The sequence below is a fragment of the Stenotrophomonas sp. NLF4-10 genome (assembly GCF_022359915.1).
GTDB lineage: Bacteria > Pseudomonadota > Gammaproteobacteria > Xanthomonadales > Xanthomonadaceae > Stenotrophomonas > Stenotrophomonas daejeonensis.
In genome coordinates this window covers 928692-945950 of record NZ_JAKSEE010000003.1, presented here as the reverse complement: position 1 = coordinate 945950, position 17259 = coordinate 928692, and the positions used below count along the sequence as shown (strand labels likewise).

Sequence of the window (17259 nt, the reverse complement as noted above, 5' to 3'; positions counted from 1 at the left end):
CCCTTCCCCCATGCAACCGCGCAAGACCGACCTCGCACACGCCGCACTGCAGGCCCACCGGGCACCGCTGGACCTGCGCCAGCGCCGCGCCCTGATCCTGTGCGACGGCCAGCGCAGCCTGGCCGAGCTGGCCACCCTGCTCGGCGGCGACGCACCGGCGTTGATCGCGCAACTGCAGCGCGACGGCTATCTGCATGCGCCACCGGTCGCCACCCCGGCAACGATGGCAGCAGTGGCGCCGGGAACCACGGCACGGCGGCGCTCGCTGGCAGCCGCGCGCCTGTACCTGCTGGACATGCTTGCCCTGCAGCGCGATCCGGTCGCGGCACGGCTGCACCGCCTGCTGCAGGCCACGCGCGAGGAAGCGGACACGCTGCACGCCTTCCGGCTGGCGCTGGCGCAGTTGCCGGCGCTGGCCTCCGATGGCTACGTGCAGCGGGTACGCGAACGCCTGCGCGAAGTACTGCCCGAATCGCACCTGGCCGCCGTGCTCACCGGGGAGTGAGCCCGGCTCACTCCCGACCCGTCACCCGCGCCTGAAATTGGCGCGCAGCCCGCTCCAGCACGCCAGGTAATCGCGCTGGCGATGGGCGGCAGCGATGGCCTGCTCGGTCGGGCGGATCACCCCGCGGGTCTCGAACATGAAGGCCATCGTGTCGGTGACGACGTCCGGCCTGCTCAAGTCCGCGTTGGAGGCCTTGTCGAAGGTGGCCGCGTCCGGGCCGTGGCCGGTCATGCTGTTGTGGATCGAGCAGCCGCCGGGCACGAAACCCTCGGCCTTGGCGTCGTAGGCGCCGTGGATCAGGCCCATGAACTCGCTGGCGATGTTGCGGTGGAACCACGGCGGGCGGAACGTATCCTGCGCCACCAGCCAGCGCGGCGGGAAGATCACGAAATCCATGTTGCTGGTGCCGGCAGTATCGCTGGGCGAATGCAGCACCAGGAAGATCGACGGGTCCGGGTGATCATGGCTGATCGAGCCGATGGTGTTGAAGCGGCGCAGGTCGTAGCGGTACGGCGCGTAGTTGCCGTGCCAGCCCACCACGTCCAGCGGCGAGTGGCCGATATCGGCGCGCCACAAGCGGCCCTGGAACTTGGCGATCAGCTCGAACCGGCCTTCCACGTCCTCGAACGCGGCCACCGGGGTTTCGAAATCACGCGGGTTGGCCAGGCCGTTGCTGCCGATCGGGCCGAGGTCGGGCAGCTTCAGCAGCGCGCCGAAGTTCTCGCAGACGTAGCCGCGCGCCTGCCCGTCCGGCAGCTCGACCGCGAAGCGCACGCCGCGCGGGATCACCGCGACCTGCTGCGGCTCTACGTCGAGCACGCCCATTTCGGTGCGCAGCCGCAGCCGGCCCAGCTGCGGCACGATCAGCAGCTCGCCATCGGCGTCGTAGAACCAGCGCCCGCGCATGTCGGCATTGGCCGCGTACAGGTGGATGCCCGCCCCAGTGTGCGCCTCGGGCGAACCGTTGCCGCCCATCGTGAACAGGCCCTCGACGAAATCGGTAGGCGTGGCCGGCAATGGCAGCGGATTCCAGCGCAGTTGGTTGGGCGACACCGCACCGTGGCTGAAGTCGCCCTGCAGGTGCGGCTGCGCGAACGGCGCGAACTCGCCGTGCATCGCCGCCGGGCGGATGCGGTACAGCCAGCTGCGCCGGTTGGCCCCGCGCGGCGCGGTGAACGCGGTGCCGCTCAGCTGCTCGGCATACAGCCCATGGGCCACGCGCTGCGGCGAATTGCGCCCCACCGGCAAGGTGCCGGGCACCGCCTCGGTGGCGAACTCGTTGCCGAAGCCGGTCATGTAACCATCACTGTTCGGTGCATTCATCGTCGCGATGCCTTTGAGCCCCTCTCCCGCCGGGAGAGGGGTTGGGGTGAGGGGCAACGGAGGCCGCCATCTTAAAGATCGCTTCGGCCACCGCCTCGGTTTGGGTCAATGCTTCGTTATCCCAGAAGCGCAGGACCATGAAACCCTTCGATTGCAAATACCGGGTGCGCGCCCGGTCGCTTTCCTGAGTGTGCTGGGAGCCGTCCAATTCGACCACCAGCCGCATGGATGCACAAAAGAAATCCACGGTATAGGGCGGAATGGGACGCTGGCGGCGGAACTTCAAGCCACCCAACTGACCGCCACGCAGTATGTTCCACAGCATGCGTTCGGCATCCGTCGAACGATTGCGCAATTCTCGCGCTCGTTCCAATGCAGTGGATGCCATTGGTGGTCGGTGATGGTTCACCATCGCTGGGCCTCCTGCCCCTCACCCCAACCCCTCTCCCGATGGGAGAGGGGCTTTCGCAGCGCTTCCTTACAGCACGCCGCGCTTGATCTGGTCGCGCTCGATGCTCTCGAACAGCGCCTGGAAGTTGCCTTCGCCGAAGCCTTCGTTGCCCTTGCGCTGGATGATCTCGAAGAAGATCGGGCCGATGCAGTTCTGGGTGAAGATCTGCAGCAGCTTGCGCTGCTTGGTCTCCGGGTCGGCGTCGATCAGGATCTTGTTCCGGCGCAGGCGCTCCACGTCCTCGCCGTTGTCGGGGATGCGCAGGTCGACCACGTCGAAGTAGGTGTCCGGCGTGTCCAGGAACTCGATGCCGCGCGCGCGCATCGCCTCCACGGTGTCGTAGATGTTGTCGGTGAAGCAGGCGATGTGCTGGATGCCCTCGCCGTTGTAGGCGTCCAGGTATTCGTTGATCTGGCTCTTCGGGTCGGAGGACTCGTTGAGCGGGATGCGCACGATGCCGTCCGGCGCGGTCATCGCCTTGGACACCAGCCCGGTCTTGGCACCCTTGATGTCGAAGTAGCGGATTTCGCGGAAGTTGAACAGCCGCTCGTAGTAGTCCGACCACTGCTGCATGTTGCCCAGGTACAGGTTGTGGGTCAGGTGGTCGATGAAGGTCAGGCCGAAGCCGGCCGGGTTCTGCTCGGCGCCCTCGATCGGCGCGTAGTCGGCGTCGTAGATGCTGCCGGCCGCGCCGTAGCGGTCCACCAGGTACAGCATGCAGTCGCCGATGCCCTTGATCACCGGGGCCGGCACCGCGCGGGTGTCGGCCAGTTCGGCATGCTGCTCGGCGCCGTTTTCCAGCGCCGCGGCCAGCACGTCGGCGGCGGGCTTGCGGAAGCGGATGGCGAAGCCGCAGGCGCAGGGACCGTGCTTGGCGGCGAAGGCCGCGGCGAACGAATCCGGCTCCTCGTTGACAAGGAAGTTGACGCCGCCCTGACGGTATACCGTAATAGCACGCTGCCGGTGTCGCAGTACGGCGGTGAATCCCATGTTCCGGAAGTAGTCGTGCAGCCGGTCAGCCTGCCCGGCCGGTGCGGCGAACTCGACGAACTCGAAGCCGTCGATGCCCATCGGGTTCTCGAAGGTGGTGACCTGCATGCCCGGGTCGGGCGTGCCGGATGCGGCGGGGACGTGGATGTTCATGGCTGGCCTCCGGAAACGTGGGCCGCCACCGCCGGGGGGCGGCGACGAGGGGGATCAAAGGGGGTCCGCGGTGCGGATCAGAATCAAGAGTTGTAGTTTCACATGAAACGACCATCAAGGTGCAGTGCAACATGAGCTCTTCCGAATACAGCAAGTCCACCAGCTTCCGCGCTTCGCACGTGCTGCTCGACCTCGAGCAGTTCCTGCCCTATCGCATCAGCGTGTTGTCCAACCGGGTCAGCAGCAACATCGCCCGGCTGTACGGCGAGCGCTACGGCCTGTCGATCCCCGAATGGCGGGTGATCACCATCCTGGCGCTGTACCCGGGCTCGTCGGCCAGCGAGGTGTCCGACCGCACGGCGATGGACAAGGTGGCGGTCAGCCGCGCGGTGGCGCGCCTGCTGGAGCGCGGCTTCATCAAGCGCGAGACCCACGGCGACGACCGCCGCCGCTCGGTGCTGGCGCTGTCGGCGGCCGGGTTCGAGGTGTACGAGACGGTGGCGCCGATGGTGATGGAGATCACCCGCAAGCTGATGTCGGTGCTGACCGACGAGGAAGAGCAGGTGCTGGAAAAGCTGATCACGCGGCTGGCCGACGTCGGCCTGGCGCAGATGACCACGTCGGATTAAGCGCGAAGTTTCAGAATCCCTCTCCCATCGGGGCGGTGACGACCGCTTGCGAACCACCGGTTCGCGGCCGGCACCGCGCCCTCGCGGCAACGCGAGGGCCGTGGCACGGAGCGGGGATGGGGGTGAGGAGCAAACGGAGTCACGATGGGCCAACCATCATGGACTCCGCTCACCCCTCATCCGCCCTTCGGGCACCTTCTCCCGAAGGGAGAAGGGCAAGAATCACTCCACCGGCGCCTTCGCCGCCGCGCGCGCGGCCAGCAGGCGGTCGAGGATCGATTTCAGCGCCAACGGCCGCACCGGCTTGTGCAGCAGGGTCAGGCCCTGCTCCAGCACTTCGCGACGGGTGGCGAGGCTGTCGTCGGCGCTGAGGATCAGCGTTGGCCGTGCGCCGAAACGCCCGGCCAGGCGCGCGTGCAGGGCGGTGCCGGTGTCGCCGTCGTCCAGGTTGTAGTCGAACAGCCACAGTGCCGCCGGGGCGACCTTCATGGTCGCCACCGCGCCGGCATCGCCGCCCGCCTCAGCCACGTCGTAGCCCCAGCCGCGCAGCAGCCCGGCCAGCCCGGCCAGCGCCGCCGGGTCGTTGTCCACTACCAGCACGCGGGTGGCCACCGGCGTCGCCGCCGGTTCCGCCATCGCCAGTGCTGGCGACACTGCTTCCGCCGGCGCCGGCACGGTGGCCAGCGACACCGAGAACACGGTGCCGCGGCCCGGTTCGCTGTGCAGCCGCAACGGCGCCTGCAGCAGCCCGGCGATGCGGTCGGCGATGGCCAGCCCGAGGCCCAGCCCCTGCCCGCTGCTGTCCTCGCCGCGGCGGAATTCCTCGAAGATGCGCCGCTGCTCGCTGCGGGCGATGCCCGGCCCGGTGTCGTGCACCTCGATGCGCACGCGCCCGCCCTCGCGGCGCACGCCCAGCAGCACCCCGCCGCGCGCGGTGTAGCGCACCGCGTTGGCGAGGAAATTCTGCAGCACGCGGCGCAGCAGCTGCGGGTCGCTGTCCGTCCACGCGCGGGTCGGCACGTAGTGGAAGGCCAGCCCGCGCGCGGCGGCCAGCGCGCGGAACTCGGACGCCAGCGGGTCCAGCACCTCGGCCAGTGGCATGGCGCGCGGCTGCGGCACCAGCCCGCCTGCCTCCAGCCGCGACATGTCGAACAGGCCGGTCAGCAGCTGCGTGGTCGAATCCAGCGCGCCGCGTATCTGCACCACCGCCTGTTGCTGCGGCGGCGCGTCCACCTGCTGCGCCAACGTGTCGGTGAACAGGTGCGCGGCATGCAGCGGTTGCAGCAGGTCGTGGCCGATGGCGGTGAGGAAGCGGCTCTTGGCGTCGTTGGCGCGCTCGGCCTCGCGCTTGGCCGATTCCAGCAGCGCGGTACGCTCGTCCACGCGCTGCTCCAGCGTCTCGTTGCTGCGCTTGAGCGCCTGCTCGTTGCGGCGGAACTCGGTGACGTCGGTGAAGGTGGCGACGAAGCCGCCGCCGGGCATCGGGTTGCCGCGGATCTCGACGATGCGGCCATCGGGGAACACTCGCTCGGTCAGGTGCGCGGTGCCGGCGCGCATGAAGGCCAGGCGCCGGTCCACCGCGCGCTCGTCGCCGCCGCGCTCGGGCATCGCCTGCAGCGCCCAGCGGGTCAGGTCGATGATCGGCCGGCCGACCTGCAACAGTTCGTCGGGGAAGCCGAACAGCTGCGCGTAGGGCCGGTTCCACGCCACCAGCCGCTGCTCGCGGTCGATCACGCTGATGCCCTGGCTCATGTTCTGCAACGCCGCCTGCAACACCTGCTGGTTGAAGCGCAGGTCCTGCGAGGCCTCGCTGACGATCGCCGCCACCGTCGCCAGCTCGCCCTCCTCGCGGCGCGCGGCATCCAGCAGCAGCCGCGCCGAGGCCGCGCCCAGCACCGCCGACAGCTCGCGCTCGACGCTGGCCTCGATCCGCGCCGGCACCGGGCCATGGCGTGGTGCGTCGGCCAACAGGCGCTGCACTTTTTCATACGGCAGGAAACGGCGGCCGGCATCGCGCAGCGCATCGGCATCGAGGTTGCGGCGCGCGCGGTCGGGCGTGTCGCGGCGCCACGCCATCGCCAGCAGCGTCACCACGGTGCCGACGAACAGGCTGGCGCCCACCGCGCGCCCCAGCGCGCTCCAGCCGGTCAGGCCGAACAGCGCATCCGGCGCCAGCCAGCGCCAGCCGAACGGACCTTCGACCAGCCAGCCGGGCGCCATGCCGTTGCCCTGCAGCAGCGAGGGCAGCAGCAGCACCCACGCCCAGGTGACGAAACCGGCCAGCAGGCCGGCGATGGCCGCGCGCGGCGGCGTCTGCGGCCGCCAGATCGCGAAGCCCAGCACCGGCACCAGCGTGGCCATCGCCGAGAACGAGATGCCGCCGATGTCGGCCAGCACGTTGCCGCCGCCGATCAGCCGGCTGTAGGCCCACGCCAGTAGCATGATCACGCAGATGCCCACGCGCCGCAGCCACACCAGCTCGCGACGGTGGTCGCCGCCGGCGCGCGCCCAGGTGCTGCGCAGCAGGCCCGGCGCGAACCAGTGGTTGCCGATCATCAGGCTCAGGGTCAGCGTGCTGACCACCACCATGCCGGTGGCCGCGCTCAGGCCGCCGAGGAAGGCGAACAGCGCCACCCCGGTATGCCCGGCCGAGAACGGCAGCGCCAGCGTGTACATGTCGCTGGGCACGCTGGCGCCGAGCAGGGCGCTGCCGGCGCGCGCCAGCGGCAGGATCGGCAGCGCGATCAGCAGCAGGTACAGCGGGAACAGCCAGCGCGCGGTGCGGATGTCGGCCGGGTCGCGGCATTCGACCACGCCGACGTGGAACTGGTGCGGCAGCAGGAACATCGCCAGCGCGCCCAGCAGCACCAGCGGCATGAAGCCGCCGGCCGGCGCATCCACCGGCTGCGGCGCGGGCAGGTCGATGCCTTTCAGCCCGAACCAGACGAACACGCCCAGCGCCAGCATCGCGCCGAGCTTGAACAGCGACTCGGCCGCCATCGCCAGCACCAGCCCGCGGTTGTGCTCGGACACGTCGGCACGGCGCGCGCCGAACAGCATCGCGAACAGCGCCATCGCCAGCGCCACGTACAGCGCGCTGTCGCGCCACGGCGCCGCGTCCTGCACCGCGTCGGCCGAGCGCAGGGTGAGCATGCCGAAGCTCATCGCCACTGCCTTGAGCTGCAGGGCGATGTAGGGAATCAGGCCAAGCGCGGCGATCAGGGTCACCGTCGCCGCCAGCCACGCGTCGCGGCCCAGCCGCGCGGCGATCAGGTCGGCCAGCGAGGTGGCGTTGGTTTCGCGCGCCAGCCGCACCAGCCGCATCATCATGCCGATCGCCAGCGCGTAGAACAGGATCGCGCCGACGAAGGTCGGCGGCAGCGGCCAGCCGTAGCGCGCGGCCTGGGTCACCGTGCCGTAGAAGGTCCACGAGGTGCAGTGCACCGCCAGCGACAGTGCATAGACGTGGCGCCAGTGGCGGGCCAGCACCGCCGGCCGCCGCTCGCCGTACAGGGCGACGCCGAACATCAGCACCAGCCAGGCCACCCCGGCCAGCGCCACCGTCACCAGGCTCAGCATGCGTGTCGTTTCCCCGTGGGCAGGACCGGCAGGATAAAGCGAAGGGCGCGTGCCGGGGCCGGCAACGAAAAGCCCACCCCGCGCCATGTGCGGGATGGGCTTCGATCAAACCGGGGAACGGGCGGCGCGCCTGCCCTGCCCGTTCCCCGTGCCCCGCTCTCCGGTCAGAAGTCGTAGCGGGCGGTCAGCATGTACTGGCGCGGCGCACCGTAGAAGCCGGTCAGCACGCCCAGGCCGGCACTGACCAGGTTGTAGCCGGTGGTGCGGTATTCCTTGTCGGTCAGGTTGGTGCCCTGCAGCGACAGGCTCCACGCATCGTCGAGCTTCCAGATCACGCCGGCATTGAGCAGGCCGTAGCCGTCCTGGCGGATCTCCGGGCTCAGGTCGGTGGTCGGCCACACCTCGGACTGGTAGACGTAGCCCACGCGCGCGGACAGGTTGCCGCCGTTGGCCAGGTCGGTGCGGTATTCCACGTTCAGCGCACCGGAGAACTCGGGCGCGTTGGTGAAGTACTGCGTGTCGGCGATGTTGACGCCGCCGCTCATGAACTCGTCGTACTTGGCGTCCAGCCAGGCCAGGTTGCCGCTGACCAGCCAGTTGCGGGTCGGCAGCAGCTGGTACTCCACCTCCACGCCCTGCACCGTGCCCTTGCCGGCATTGGTGAAGTCGCCGAAGAAGCCGCCTTCCGGCAGCGCGGTGAACACCGACAGCTGGATGTCCTCGTACTTGTTGTAGAAGTACGCCAGGTTCAGGAACGCGCGCTGGTCGAGAAAGGCCATCTTGCTGCCGACCTCGTAGCTGTCCACCTTCTCGTCGTCGAACGGCTCGCCCGAGCGCGGCACCGCGGTGGTGTTGGCGCGGATGTTGTAGCCGCCGGACTTGAAGCCGCGGCTGGCCGAGACATAGCCCATGATGTCCGGGGTGAACTGGTAGTCCAGCGACACCTTCGGCGAGACGTTCTTGAAGTTGACGGTCTTGTCGAAGTTGGCCGCGACCACCCCGTTGGGCGTGGTGAAGCTGTCGTCGGTGTAGCCGATGTTGTAGGCGACGGCGTGCTTGTCCTCGTCGGTATAGCGCGCGCCGACGTCCAGCTTCAGCCGCTCGGCCAGGTCGAACGTCCAGTCGGCGTACAGCGCGATGCTCTTGGTGTTGACCACGCCCTGGGTGTCGCCGAGGCTCAGGTTGAAGAAGTTGTTGAGCACCTGGCCGCCGGCGTCGCCGTTGAACCAGTACAGGCCCATCACGCCGCGGGCGCGGCCGCCGCCGTCGAAGTTGGCCTGCAGCTCCTGGCTGACCTGGCTGTCGCTGTAGAACGCCTTCACGTCGGCGATCTTCTGCGGCAGCGTGTCGAAGTCGATGTTGGTCTCGGTGTCGGACTCGCGCTTGGCCAGCACGTACTTGAACGCCCAGTCCTCGCCCGGCCGCCAGTTCACCACCGCCGAGGCGCCCTTCATCGTGGTGTTGTTGACGTTGCGCATGCCGCTGCGGATGTCGTAGCGGTCGTCCAGCGGCGGGACGTCGGCCACCGGGATCAGCGGGTTGTTGTTCGGCGCCAGCATCTTCGCGCCGCGCACGCCGGACTTGTCGTCCATGTAGTCGAACGCGAACTGGACGTCGAAGTCGTCCTGCGAATACGCGCCGATCTGCAGGCGCGCGGCATTGATTTCCTTGTCGCTGACGTCCTGCCCGGTGAGCAGGTTCTCGCCGAAGCCGTCGCGGTTCATGCTGGCCATCGCCACCCGCGCGCGCAGCCCGCTGTCCTTGCCGCCGATCTCGCCGCCCAGCGCGGCCTTGACGTCGAGCTGGTTGTAGTTGCCCACGGTGACCGAGGCGAAGCCCGAGGTCTCCTGCGGCAGCCCGCGCGAGATGTACTTGATCGCGCCGCCGATGGTGTTCTTGCCGTACAGCGTGCCCTGCGGGCCGCGCAGCACCTCGATGCGGTCCACGTCGAACACGTCCAGCAGCGCGCCCTGCGGGCGGGCGATGTAGACGTCGTCCAGGTAGATGCCCACGCCCGGGTCGACGCCCCACAGCGGGTCGGCCTGGCCGATGCCGCGGATGTAGGCGGTGGCGGTGCTGGTGGAGCCGCGCGCGGCGTAGATGGTCAGGTTCGGCACCTGCGCACCGAGGTCGCCGATGTCGCGGATGTTCAGCTTGTCCAGCGTCTCGGGCGTGAACGCGGTGACCGCCACCGGCACGTCCTGCAGGGTTTCCTCGCGCTTGCGCGCGGTCACCGTGATCGAATCCAACGTGGTGGCCTGATGGCCCGCCGCCGGCTGCTGCTGTTCCTCGGCCTGCACGAATGCGGCCGGGGCCAGCAACGCAAAGCCCACGGCCATGCTCAGATACTTGCGCTTCATCGGTCTCCCTCCTCCCGGGTATGACACTGGCGGCGGCGTTGTTGGTGTATGGAATGCCGCCATGTCGCGCACGTTAACGGGGTGCCGGCAGCGCGCGTATCGTCCCTTCGTACAGTGGGCCGCCCCGGCCCGGCTCCCGATACTCCGCGGCAATGCAATGGCCGGGGAGCCGTGGATGTCGTTCCTGATCGTGTTGGCAGCCCTGTGCTTCCTGATGTACGTGGCCTACCGCGGCCACAGCGTGATCCTGTTCGCGCCGGTCGCCGCGCTCGGCGCGGTGCTGCTGACCGACCCGTCGCTGGTGCAGCCGATGTTCACCGGCCTGTTCATGGACAAGATGGTCGGCTTTTTGAAGCTGTACTTCCCGGTGTTCCTGCTCGGCGCGGTGTTCGGCAAGCTGATCGAGGTCTCCGGCTTCTCCAAGTCGATCGTCAGCGCCACCATCCGCCTGGTCGGCGCGCAGCGGGCGATGCTGTCGATCGTGCTGGTCTGCGCGCTGCTCACCTATGGCGGGGTGTCGCTGTTCGTGGTGGTGTTCGCGGTGTACCCGTTCGCCGCCGAGCTGTTCCGCCAGAGCGACATCCCCAAGCGGCTGATCCCCGGCACCATCGCGCTGGGCGCGTTCACCTTCACGATGGACGCGCTGCCGGGCACGCCGCAGATCCAGAACATCATCCCGGCCTCGTTTTTCGGCACCACCAGTTGGGCCGCACCCATGCTGGGCACGATCGGCGCGGTGGTGATCCTGGCGCTGGGCATGAGTTATCTGGAGTGGCGCCGCCGCGTCGCCGTTGCCAAGGGCGAGGGCTACGCCGGCAGCGGCGAGGAACTGCGCAACGAGCCGGAGCCCTTCCACGGCAACAAGCTCGCCCATCCGTTGCTGGCGGTGCTGCCGCTGCTGCTGGTGGGCGTGGCCAACTTCCTGTTCACCCACTGGATCCCGGGCTTCTACGGCGAGAGCCAGTCGTTCGTGCCGGCGGTGATCGGCAACCCGGCCCCGGTGGTGCAGGAGGTTTCCAGGGTCGCGGCGATCTGGGCGGTGCAGGGCGCGTTGCTGCTGGGCATCCTCAGCGTCATTGCGCTGGCATGGAAACCGGTGGTGGCCGCGTTCGCCGAAGGCACCCGGTCGGCGATCGGCGGGGCCATGCTGGCGTCGATGAACACCGCGTCGGAGTATGGCTTCGGCGCGGTGATCGCCGCCCTGCCCGGCTTCCTGGTCGTGGCCAACGCGCTGGGCTCGATCCCCAACCCGCTGGTCAACGAGGCCATCTCCGTGACCGCGATGGCCGGCATCACCGGCTCGGCCTCCGGCGGCATGAGCATCGCGCTGGCGGCGATGGCCGACAGCTTCATCGCCAACGCACAGGCCGCGGGCATCCCGATGGAGGTGCTGCACCGGGTCGCGGCGATGGCCTCCGGCGGCATGGACACCCTGCCGCACAACGGCGCGGTGATCACCGTGCTGGCCGTCACCGGCCTGACCCACCGCCAGTCCTACAAGGACATCTTCGCCATCACCTGCATCAAGACCCTGGCGGTGTTCGCGATCATCGGCGTGTACTACGCGACCGGGCTGGTCTGAGCCGCCGGGTCGCCGGTGCGGCCGCGCGGCGGCTTTCGTGGACACGGGGCCTGCCCCACGAAGCCTTCCCGGCGAAGCACCTCGCCGCGTCCAGCGGCCCAAAGAAAAATCGCCCGGCTGCACGTCACTGTGCAACACCGGGCGACCCACGTCCTTGTTGGCATCCTGCCTTCCCCCCTGCCTCCTGGCATGCCGGGATTCCTGGTGCGCGTCATCCCGACGCCGCACGCGTTGCGGTTTGCACTCCCTGTCAGCGCCTTTCAACCGGTTTGACCACCGCCGTCGTGGCGGGCTTCCTGGCGGTGGGGGCGGCTCCGGCCCTCACTTCGATCAGGTCTCGATTCCGTTCGACCGTCTTCAAGCCGATGCCCTTGACCAGCGCCAGTTCCTCGACGCTGCCGAAGGGCCCGTTTGCCTGCCGGTGATCGACGATGGCCTGCGCCTTGGCGGGGCCGACGTTCACCAGCACCTGGTCCAGTTCCGCCGCGCTGGCGGTGTTGATGTCGACCTTGTCCGTGGCTTGCGCCGATGCGGCCAACAACAACGTCAGGACCAGTGACTTCAGCATCACGGTGAAAAGCTTCATGGCTCACTCCCTGTGGTTTGGACGGGTATGCCGGCAATCCCCGCCGGCCAGACCAGTGTTCCGCGCCACATGAACGCAGCCTATCCGCCACGCCCCCTGCCCCGCAGCCGGCAAACCGCCCGACGCCCTGTAGGAAAATCCCTACAACACGGAGCGCGTAGAATGGTTGCATCTGAACCTTGCATCCAGGAGTTCCCGAATGGACAGCGCCAAGCTCGGCCAATTTCTCAGCGACAAATGGGACGACGACATCGTCCCGCAGCTGGTCGATTACATCCGCATCCCCAACAAATCGCCGATGTTCGACGCCAACTGGGTCGCCAATGGCTACATGGACCAGGCCGTGGCGCTGATGGAGAACTGGGCGAAGGCGCAGAAGATCCCCGGCCTGCAGGTCGAGGTGGTACGGTTGGAAGGGCGCACGCCGTTGATCTTCCTTGAAATCCCGGCCAGCGGCACGGAAACCGGCGACGACACCGTGCTGCTCTACGGCCACCTGGACAAGCAGCCGGAAATGACCGGCTGGGACGACGACCTCGGCCCGTGGAAGCCGGTGCTGCGCGGCGACAAGTTGTACGGCCGCGGCGGCGCCGACGACGGCTATGCGATCTTCGGCTCGCTGGCCGCGGTGCTGGCGCTGCAGGAACAGGGCCTGCCGCACGCGCGCTGCGTGATCCTGATCGAGGCCTGCGAGGAATCCGGCTCCTACGACCTGCCGGCCTACGTCGACCACCTGGCCGGGCGCATCGGCCAGCCGTCGCTGGTGGTGTGCCTGGATTCGGGCTGCGCCAACTACGAGCAGCTGTGGTGCACCACCTCGCTGCGCGGCCTGGCCGGCGGCAACTTCACCGTGAAGGTGCTCAACGAGGGCGTGCACTCCGGCGACGCCTCCGGCGTGGTGCCGTCGTCGTTCCGCCTGCTGCGCCAGCTGCTGTCGCGCATCGAGGACGAGAAGACCGGGCGCATCCTGCTCGACGGCCTGCACGTGGAGATCCCGGCCGAGCGCCTGGGCCAGGCCAGGCGTGCCGCCGAGGTGGTCGATACCGCCATCTTCGACAAGTTCCCGCTGGTCGATGGCCTGAAGCCGATGAACGACGACCTGTCCGAGCTGGTGCTCAACCGCACCTGGCGCCCGGCGCTGTCGGTGACCGGCATCGGCGGCATGCCGCCGCTGGATTCGGCCGGCAACGTGCTGCGCCCGGAAACCGCGGTGAAGCTGTCGCTGCGCCTGCCGCCGACCGCCGACGGCAAGAAGAGCGGCGAACTGCTGAAGGAAGCGCTGCTGCGCGACCCGCCGAACGGCGCCAAGGTCACCCTGGAACTGGAAAAGGCCTCCACCGGCTGGAACGCGCCGGCGATGGCGCCGTGGCTGGAGAAGGCCATCGACGATGCCAGCCAGGCGTTCTTCGGCAAGCCGGCGATGTACATGGGCGAAGGCGGCTCGATCCCGTTCATGGGCATGCTCGGCGAGAAGTTCCCCGGCGCGCAGTTCATGATCACCGGCGTGCTCGGCCCGCATTCCAACGCGCACGGCCCCAACGAGTTCCTGCACATCCCGATGGGCAAGCGCGTCACCGCCTGCGTGTCCAAGGTGCTGCTCGACCACCACGCGGCCAGCCTGCGCGGCGAGACCAGCGGCTCCAAGGTGCATGCCGACAGCGGCACCCGCCACGGCGACCACGGCTGCTGCTGAGCCACCGGCGGGCCTGATGACGGACGCAGCCCGGCCTTGCTAGGCTGCGTCTTTCCTTTTGGCGGACAGGCAGCGCATGAGCGGACTGTTTGGCAGCGGCAGCTGGCTTTACATCATCCTGATCGGTTTCATCGTCGGCCTGCTCGGGCGCTTCTTCATGCCCGGCAACAACCGCATGGGCTGCCTGCTGACCATCGTGCTGGGCATCGCCGGCGCGGTGTTCGCCGGCTGGTTCGGGCGCGAGATGGGCTGGTACGCCGCCGGGCAGCCGGCCGGTTTCCTCGGCTCCATCGTCGGCGCGGTGGCCATCCTCGCGCTGCTGCGGCTGGTCAGCGGCGGCAACAAGCGCTGACGCCCGCCGGCGCCATGCGCCGGTCATACCTCGCAGATGACTCCCGATCCTTCTTCCGATCCGCAGCGCGCGCAACAGCGCCTGCACTGGGCGCGCACCGCGCTGGGCGATGCCGCCGTCACGCTCGAACGCGCCTCGGTCGATGCCGGCTTCCGCAGCTACTGGCGCACGCGGGGCGTGGGCGCCAACCGCATCGTGATGGATTCGCCACCGGACCGGGAGGACGTGCGGCCGTGGCTGCGCATCCACGACCTGTTCGAGCGCCACGGCGTGCGCGTGCCGCATATCGAGCAGCGCGACGTCGACAATGGCTTCCTGCTGCTGGAAGACCTCGGCGGGCCGACGCTGGCGATGGTGCTGGACGCGGCCAACGCCGACGCGCACTTCGATGCCGCCATCGACCAGTTGCTGGCGATGCAGCGGATTCCCGCGCCGGACGGCATCGGCGAGTTCGGCGAGGCGCTGCTGCTGCGCGATGCCGGGCTGTTCGAGGAATGGTTCCTCGGCCGCCACCTCGGCATCACCCTGGATTGCGGCGGATCGGACCAGTTGGAACTGGCGCAGCGGCGGCTGATGGACAACGCACATGCGCAGGCCAGAGTGCTGGTGCACCGCGACTTCATGCCGCGCAACCTGATGCCGGTGGATGGTGGCCCGGCGGTGCTGGATTTCCAGGACACGGTGCTCGGCCCGGTCGCCTACGACGCGGTGAGCCTGTTCAAGGATGCCTTCCTGAGCTGGCCGCTGGCGCGCGTGGACGGCTGGCTGGCCCGCTACCACCAGCGCGCGCAGGCGGCCGGCATCCCGGTGCCGTCGTTGCCCGTGTTCCTGCGCGACGCCGATTGGCTGGGCGTGCAGCGGCACCTGAAGATCCTCGGCATCTTCGCGCGCCTGCACTACCGCGACGGCAAGTCGAAATACATCGCCGACGTGCCGCGCTTCATCGCCTACCTGGATGACGTGCTGCCGCGCCATCCGCAGTTGGCCTCGCTGGCCGAGCTGCTGGAAACCCGCATCAAGCCCGCGCTCGCGGCCAAGGCCGCCGCCGCATGAAGGCGCTGATCTTCGCCGCTGGGCTGGGCGAGCGCATGCGCCCGCTCACCGAGCACACGCCCAAGCCGCTGCTGGCGGCCGGCGGCAAGCCGCTGATCGCGTGGCATCTGGAAAAGCTGGCCGCGCTCGGCGTGCGCGAGGTCGTGGTCAACACCTCGTGGCTGGCCAGGCAGTTCCCCGCCACGCTGGGTGACGGCAGCCGCTGGGGCCTGCGGCTGCATTTCGTGCACGAAGGCGACACGCCGCTGGAAACCGGCGGCGGCATGCTCAACGCATTGCCGGTGCTGGGCGACGCACCGTTTCTGGCGGTCAACGGCGATATCTGGTGCGACTTCGATTTCGTGCGCCTGCCCGCCGAACCGGAGGGCGAGGCGCACCTGCTACTGGTCGATAACCCCGAACACCACCCCGAAGGCGATTTCGTGCTCGACGCCAATGGCCGCGTGCACGACGCCGGCGCCGCGCCGCGGCTGACCTTTGCCGGCATCGGCGTGTATCGCCCGTCGTTGCTGGCCGGCTGGCGGCAAGTGGTCGGCGATGCCGAAGGCGCCGATGCCGCGCCCCCACGCTTCAAGCTCGCCCCGCTGCTGCGCGCGGCAATGACCCGCGGTGCGGTGCACGGCCAGCATCATCGCGGACGCTGGACCGACGTGGGCACGCCGCGGCGGTTGCAGGCGCTGGACGCCGCCCTGTCCGGATGACGGGAGGTGCCGGAGGCTCCCGGCATAGGGTTTCACCTGGAATGCCCCATGCGGGGCAAGCCCCGCATCCACGGAAACCAACACGCAGGTGCCGGGCTTGCCCGGCACGGGCCTTCCCGTGGATATCCAGGCGGAACAGGCTCAGCTCAGGTACTTGCGGCGGATATAGACCCACGGCGCGGCCAGCGCGGCGATGGCGCCGCCGGCGAAGCCCAACGCCGCCGCCACCGCGGCGGCCTCGACGCGGCCCGGCAGGGCCAGCGCGGCGATCATCAGCAGGGCCACCGGCAGGCCGATGAACGAGGCCAGGAAGAAGCGCCAGCGCGGCACCCACGTATGCAGCTGCATCAGGCTGGCGCTGGTCCAGGCTTCGCCGGCCTGGCTGCGGCGGACCTTGTCCACCAGCCGCACCAGGTCCACCTGCACCACGGTCCGGCCCGGCGCGGCGCCGGCCAGTTCGGCCTCCACCTCCACCGGCGCCGGCCACGAGGCCGGCCATGCCTGCGGCGCGGCGACGCCGTAGGCGGTGAGCAGCGGTACCGTCAGCGACGGCGCCGACAGCGCGCGCAGCTTGCGGTTGTCCAGCACGCACCACACCTGCGTCCGCCCCGCCACCTGCACCTGGTACAGCGCCAGCTGCTCCGGCGCCGGATAGGGCAGCGCGGTGACCCGCGCGGCCAGCGAATCGACGCCCATCGCGCGCAGGAAGCCGACCCGGGCGCGCCCCACCTGGGTCCAACCCAGTCCCAGCGGCCCCAGCAGCATCACCTCGGCCGCATCGGTGGCGCCGGCGCTGGCACGCTCGTCGCTGGCCAGGTAGGCCGCAAGCGAATTCGGTTCGGCGACGTCGCCCTTGCCCCAGCGCTGCGACTGCCCCAGCAGGTATTTCAGCGGCACCCGCGCGGCGACGGTCTCGCCGCGCACGCTGTCGGAGGCGAACGGCACCACCGCCGCGACGAACGCGCGCAGTTCGTTGCCGGGCGCGCCGTTCCAGTCGGCCGGCAGCAGGCCGTCCAGCAGCCCTTCGCGTACCAGTTGGTCGATCCGCTCCTTCTGCGCGACCAGCCGCGCCACGGCGGCCTGCAGCTTGATGTCCGGCGGCACCGCCGCCGGCGGCAGCCGGTAACGGGGCGGCGGCGCGTCCGCCTCGCCCGGGGTCTCGTCCATCAACGCTTCCACCGTCGGCATGGCGACGCCGGGCGCCTCGGTGCCGGCATCGGCAACGGGGGGGACGGCGGCAGCGGCGGTGGTGGGCTGCGACATGCGGCACCGGGACACGGGAATGCTCCCGTTAGCGGCCGG

At 69.4% G+C, this 17259-nt stretch carries 14 protein-coding genes; 7 read left to right on the top strand and 7 right to left on the bottom strand.

From position 1 onward, the window contains the following. Positions 1-10: 10 nt before the first annotated feature. Positions 11-505, top strand: coding sequence for a hypothetical protein (locus MIC98_RS04505; RefSeq protein ID WP_239736033.1), 495 nt, complete (start codon positions 11-13; stop codon positions 503-505). Between the two features lie 21 nt (positions 506-526). Here the strand turns inward: MIC98_RS04505 and hmgA are convergent, their stop codons facing one another. The 3 genes from hmgA to hppD all read right to left on the bottom strand — a co-directional run bounded on the left by hmgA (position 527) and on the right by hppD (position 3422). Beyond that, on the bottom strand, positions 527-1828 hold the full coding sequence (gene hmgA / locus MIC98_RS04500) for a homogentisate 1,2-dioxygenase (RefSeq protein ID WP_239736031.1): 1302 nt from the start codon (positions 1826-1828) through the stop codon (positions 527-529). Then, complete coding sequence (locus MIC98_RS04495; RefSeq protein WP_239736029.1) at positions 1809-2240, bottom strand: DUF559 domain-containing protein; 432 nt, start codon at positions 2238-2240, stop codon at positions 1809-1811. Before MIC98_RS04495 ends, hmgA begins: the two co-directional genes overlap by 20 nt. A 66-nt stretch (positions 2241-2306) precedes the next feature. Continuing rightward, on the bottom strand, positions 2307-3422 hold the full coding sequence (gene hppD, locus MIC98_RS04490; protein WP_239736026.1) for a 4-hydroxyphenylpyruvate dioxygenase: 1116 nt from the start codon (positions 3420-3422) through the stop codon (positions 2307-2309). 131 nt (positions 3423-3553) lie between these two features. Between hppD and MIC98_RS04485 the strand changes: the two genes are divergently transcribed. After that, positions 3554-4051 carry a MarR family winged helix-turn-helix transcriptional regulator gene (locus MIC98_RS04485; RefSeq protein WP_057641195.1) on the top strand — a complete coding sequence of 166 codons (498 nt, stop codon included), beginning with the start codon at positions 3554-3556 and terminating at the stop codon, positions 4049-4051. Positions 4052-4273: 222 nt separating this feature from the next. On the opposite strand, the gene MIC98_RS04480 is transcribed toward MIC98_RS04485, so the two are convergent. Together MIC98_RS04480 and MIC98_RS04475 are read right to left on the bottom strand one after the other, a co-directional pair. Further along, entirely contained in the window at positions 4274-7630 is a 3357-nt protein-coding gene (locus MIC98_RS04480) for a PAS-domain containing protein (protein WP_239736015.1), read from the bottom strand. 164 nt (positions 7631-7794) lie between these two features. Further along, positions 7795-9990: a TonB-dependent receptor gene (locus tag MIC98_RS04475; protein ID WP_057641197.1), complete on the bottom strand. Its 2196-nt coding sequence runs from the start codon at positions 9988-9990 to the stop codon at positions 7795-7797. A gap of 175 nt (positions 9991-10165) precedes the next feature. On the opposite strand from MIC98_RS04475, the gene MIC98_RS04470 reads away from it, so the two are divergent. Beyond that, positions 10166-11572: a GntP family permease gene (locus tag MIC98_RS04470; protein ID WP_239736013.1), complete on the top strand. Its 1407-nt coding sequence runs from the start codon at positions 10166-10168 to the stop codon at positions 11570-11572. Between the two features lie 250 nt (positions 11573-11822). Here the strand turns inward: MIC98_RS04470 and MIC98_RS04465 are convergent, their stop codons facing one another. Continuing rightward, complete coding sequence (locus tag MIC98_RS04465) at positions 11823-12158, bottom strand: ComEA family DNA-binding protein (protein WP_239736011.1); 336 nt, start codon at positions 12156-12158, stop codon at positions 11823-11825. A 199-nt stretch (positions 12159-12357) separates the two neighbouring features. On the opposite strand from MIC98_RS04465, the gene MIC98_RS04460 reads away from it, so the two are divergent. The 4 genes from MIC98_RS04460 to murU all read left to right on the top strand — a co-directional run bounded on the left by MIC98_RS04460 (position 12358) and on the right by murU (position 15957). After that, positions 12358-13851, top strand: a complete 1494-nt coding sequence (locus MIC98_RS04460; RefSeq protein ID WP_239736009.1) for a M20 family metallopeptidase — start codon at positions 12358-12360, stop codon at positions 13849-13851. A 76-nt stretch (positions 13852-13927) separates the two neighbouring features. Then, a complete protein-coding gene (locus MIC98_RS04455) occupies positions 13928-14203 on the top strand; it encodes a GlsB/YeaQ/YmgE family stress response membrane protein (protein ID WP_057641200.1) in 276 nt (91 codons plus the stop codon). Positions 14204-14239: 36 nt separating this feature from the next. Continuing rightward, on the top strand, positions 14240-15256 hold the full coding sequence (locus tag MIC98_RS04450; protein WP_239736005.1) for a phosphotransferase: 1017 nt from the start codon (positions 14240-14242) through the stop codon (positions 15254-15256). Next, the gene (murU, locus tag MIC98_RS04445) at positions 15253-15957 is read left to right on the top strand and encodes an N-acetylmuramate alpha-1-phosphate uridylyltransferase MurU (protein WP_239736003.1); all 705 of its coding nucleotides are present in this window, start codon (positions 15253-15255) and stop codon (positions 15955-15957) included. Before MIC98_RS04450 ends, murU begins: the two co-directional genes overlap by 4 nt. 141 nt (positions 15958-16098) lie before the next feature. On the opposite strand, the gene MIC98_RS04440 is transcribed toward murU, so the two are convergent. Beyond that, positions 16099-17220 (bottom strand): hypothetical protein, encoded by a 1122-nt coding sequence (locus MIC98_RS04440; protein ID WP_239735999.1) that lies wholly within the window; start codon positions 17218-17220, stop codon positions 16099-16101. Positions 17221-17259: the final 39 nt, after the last annotated feature.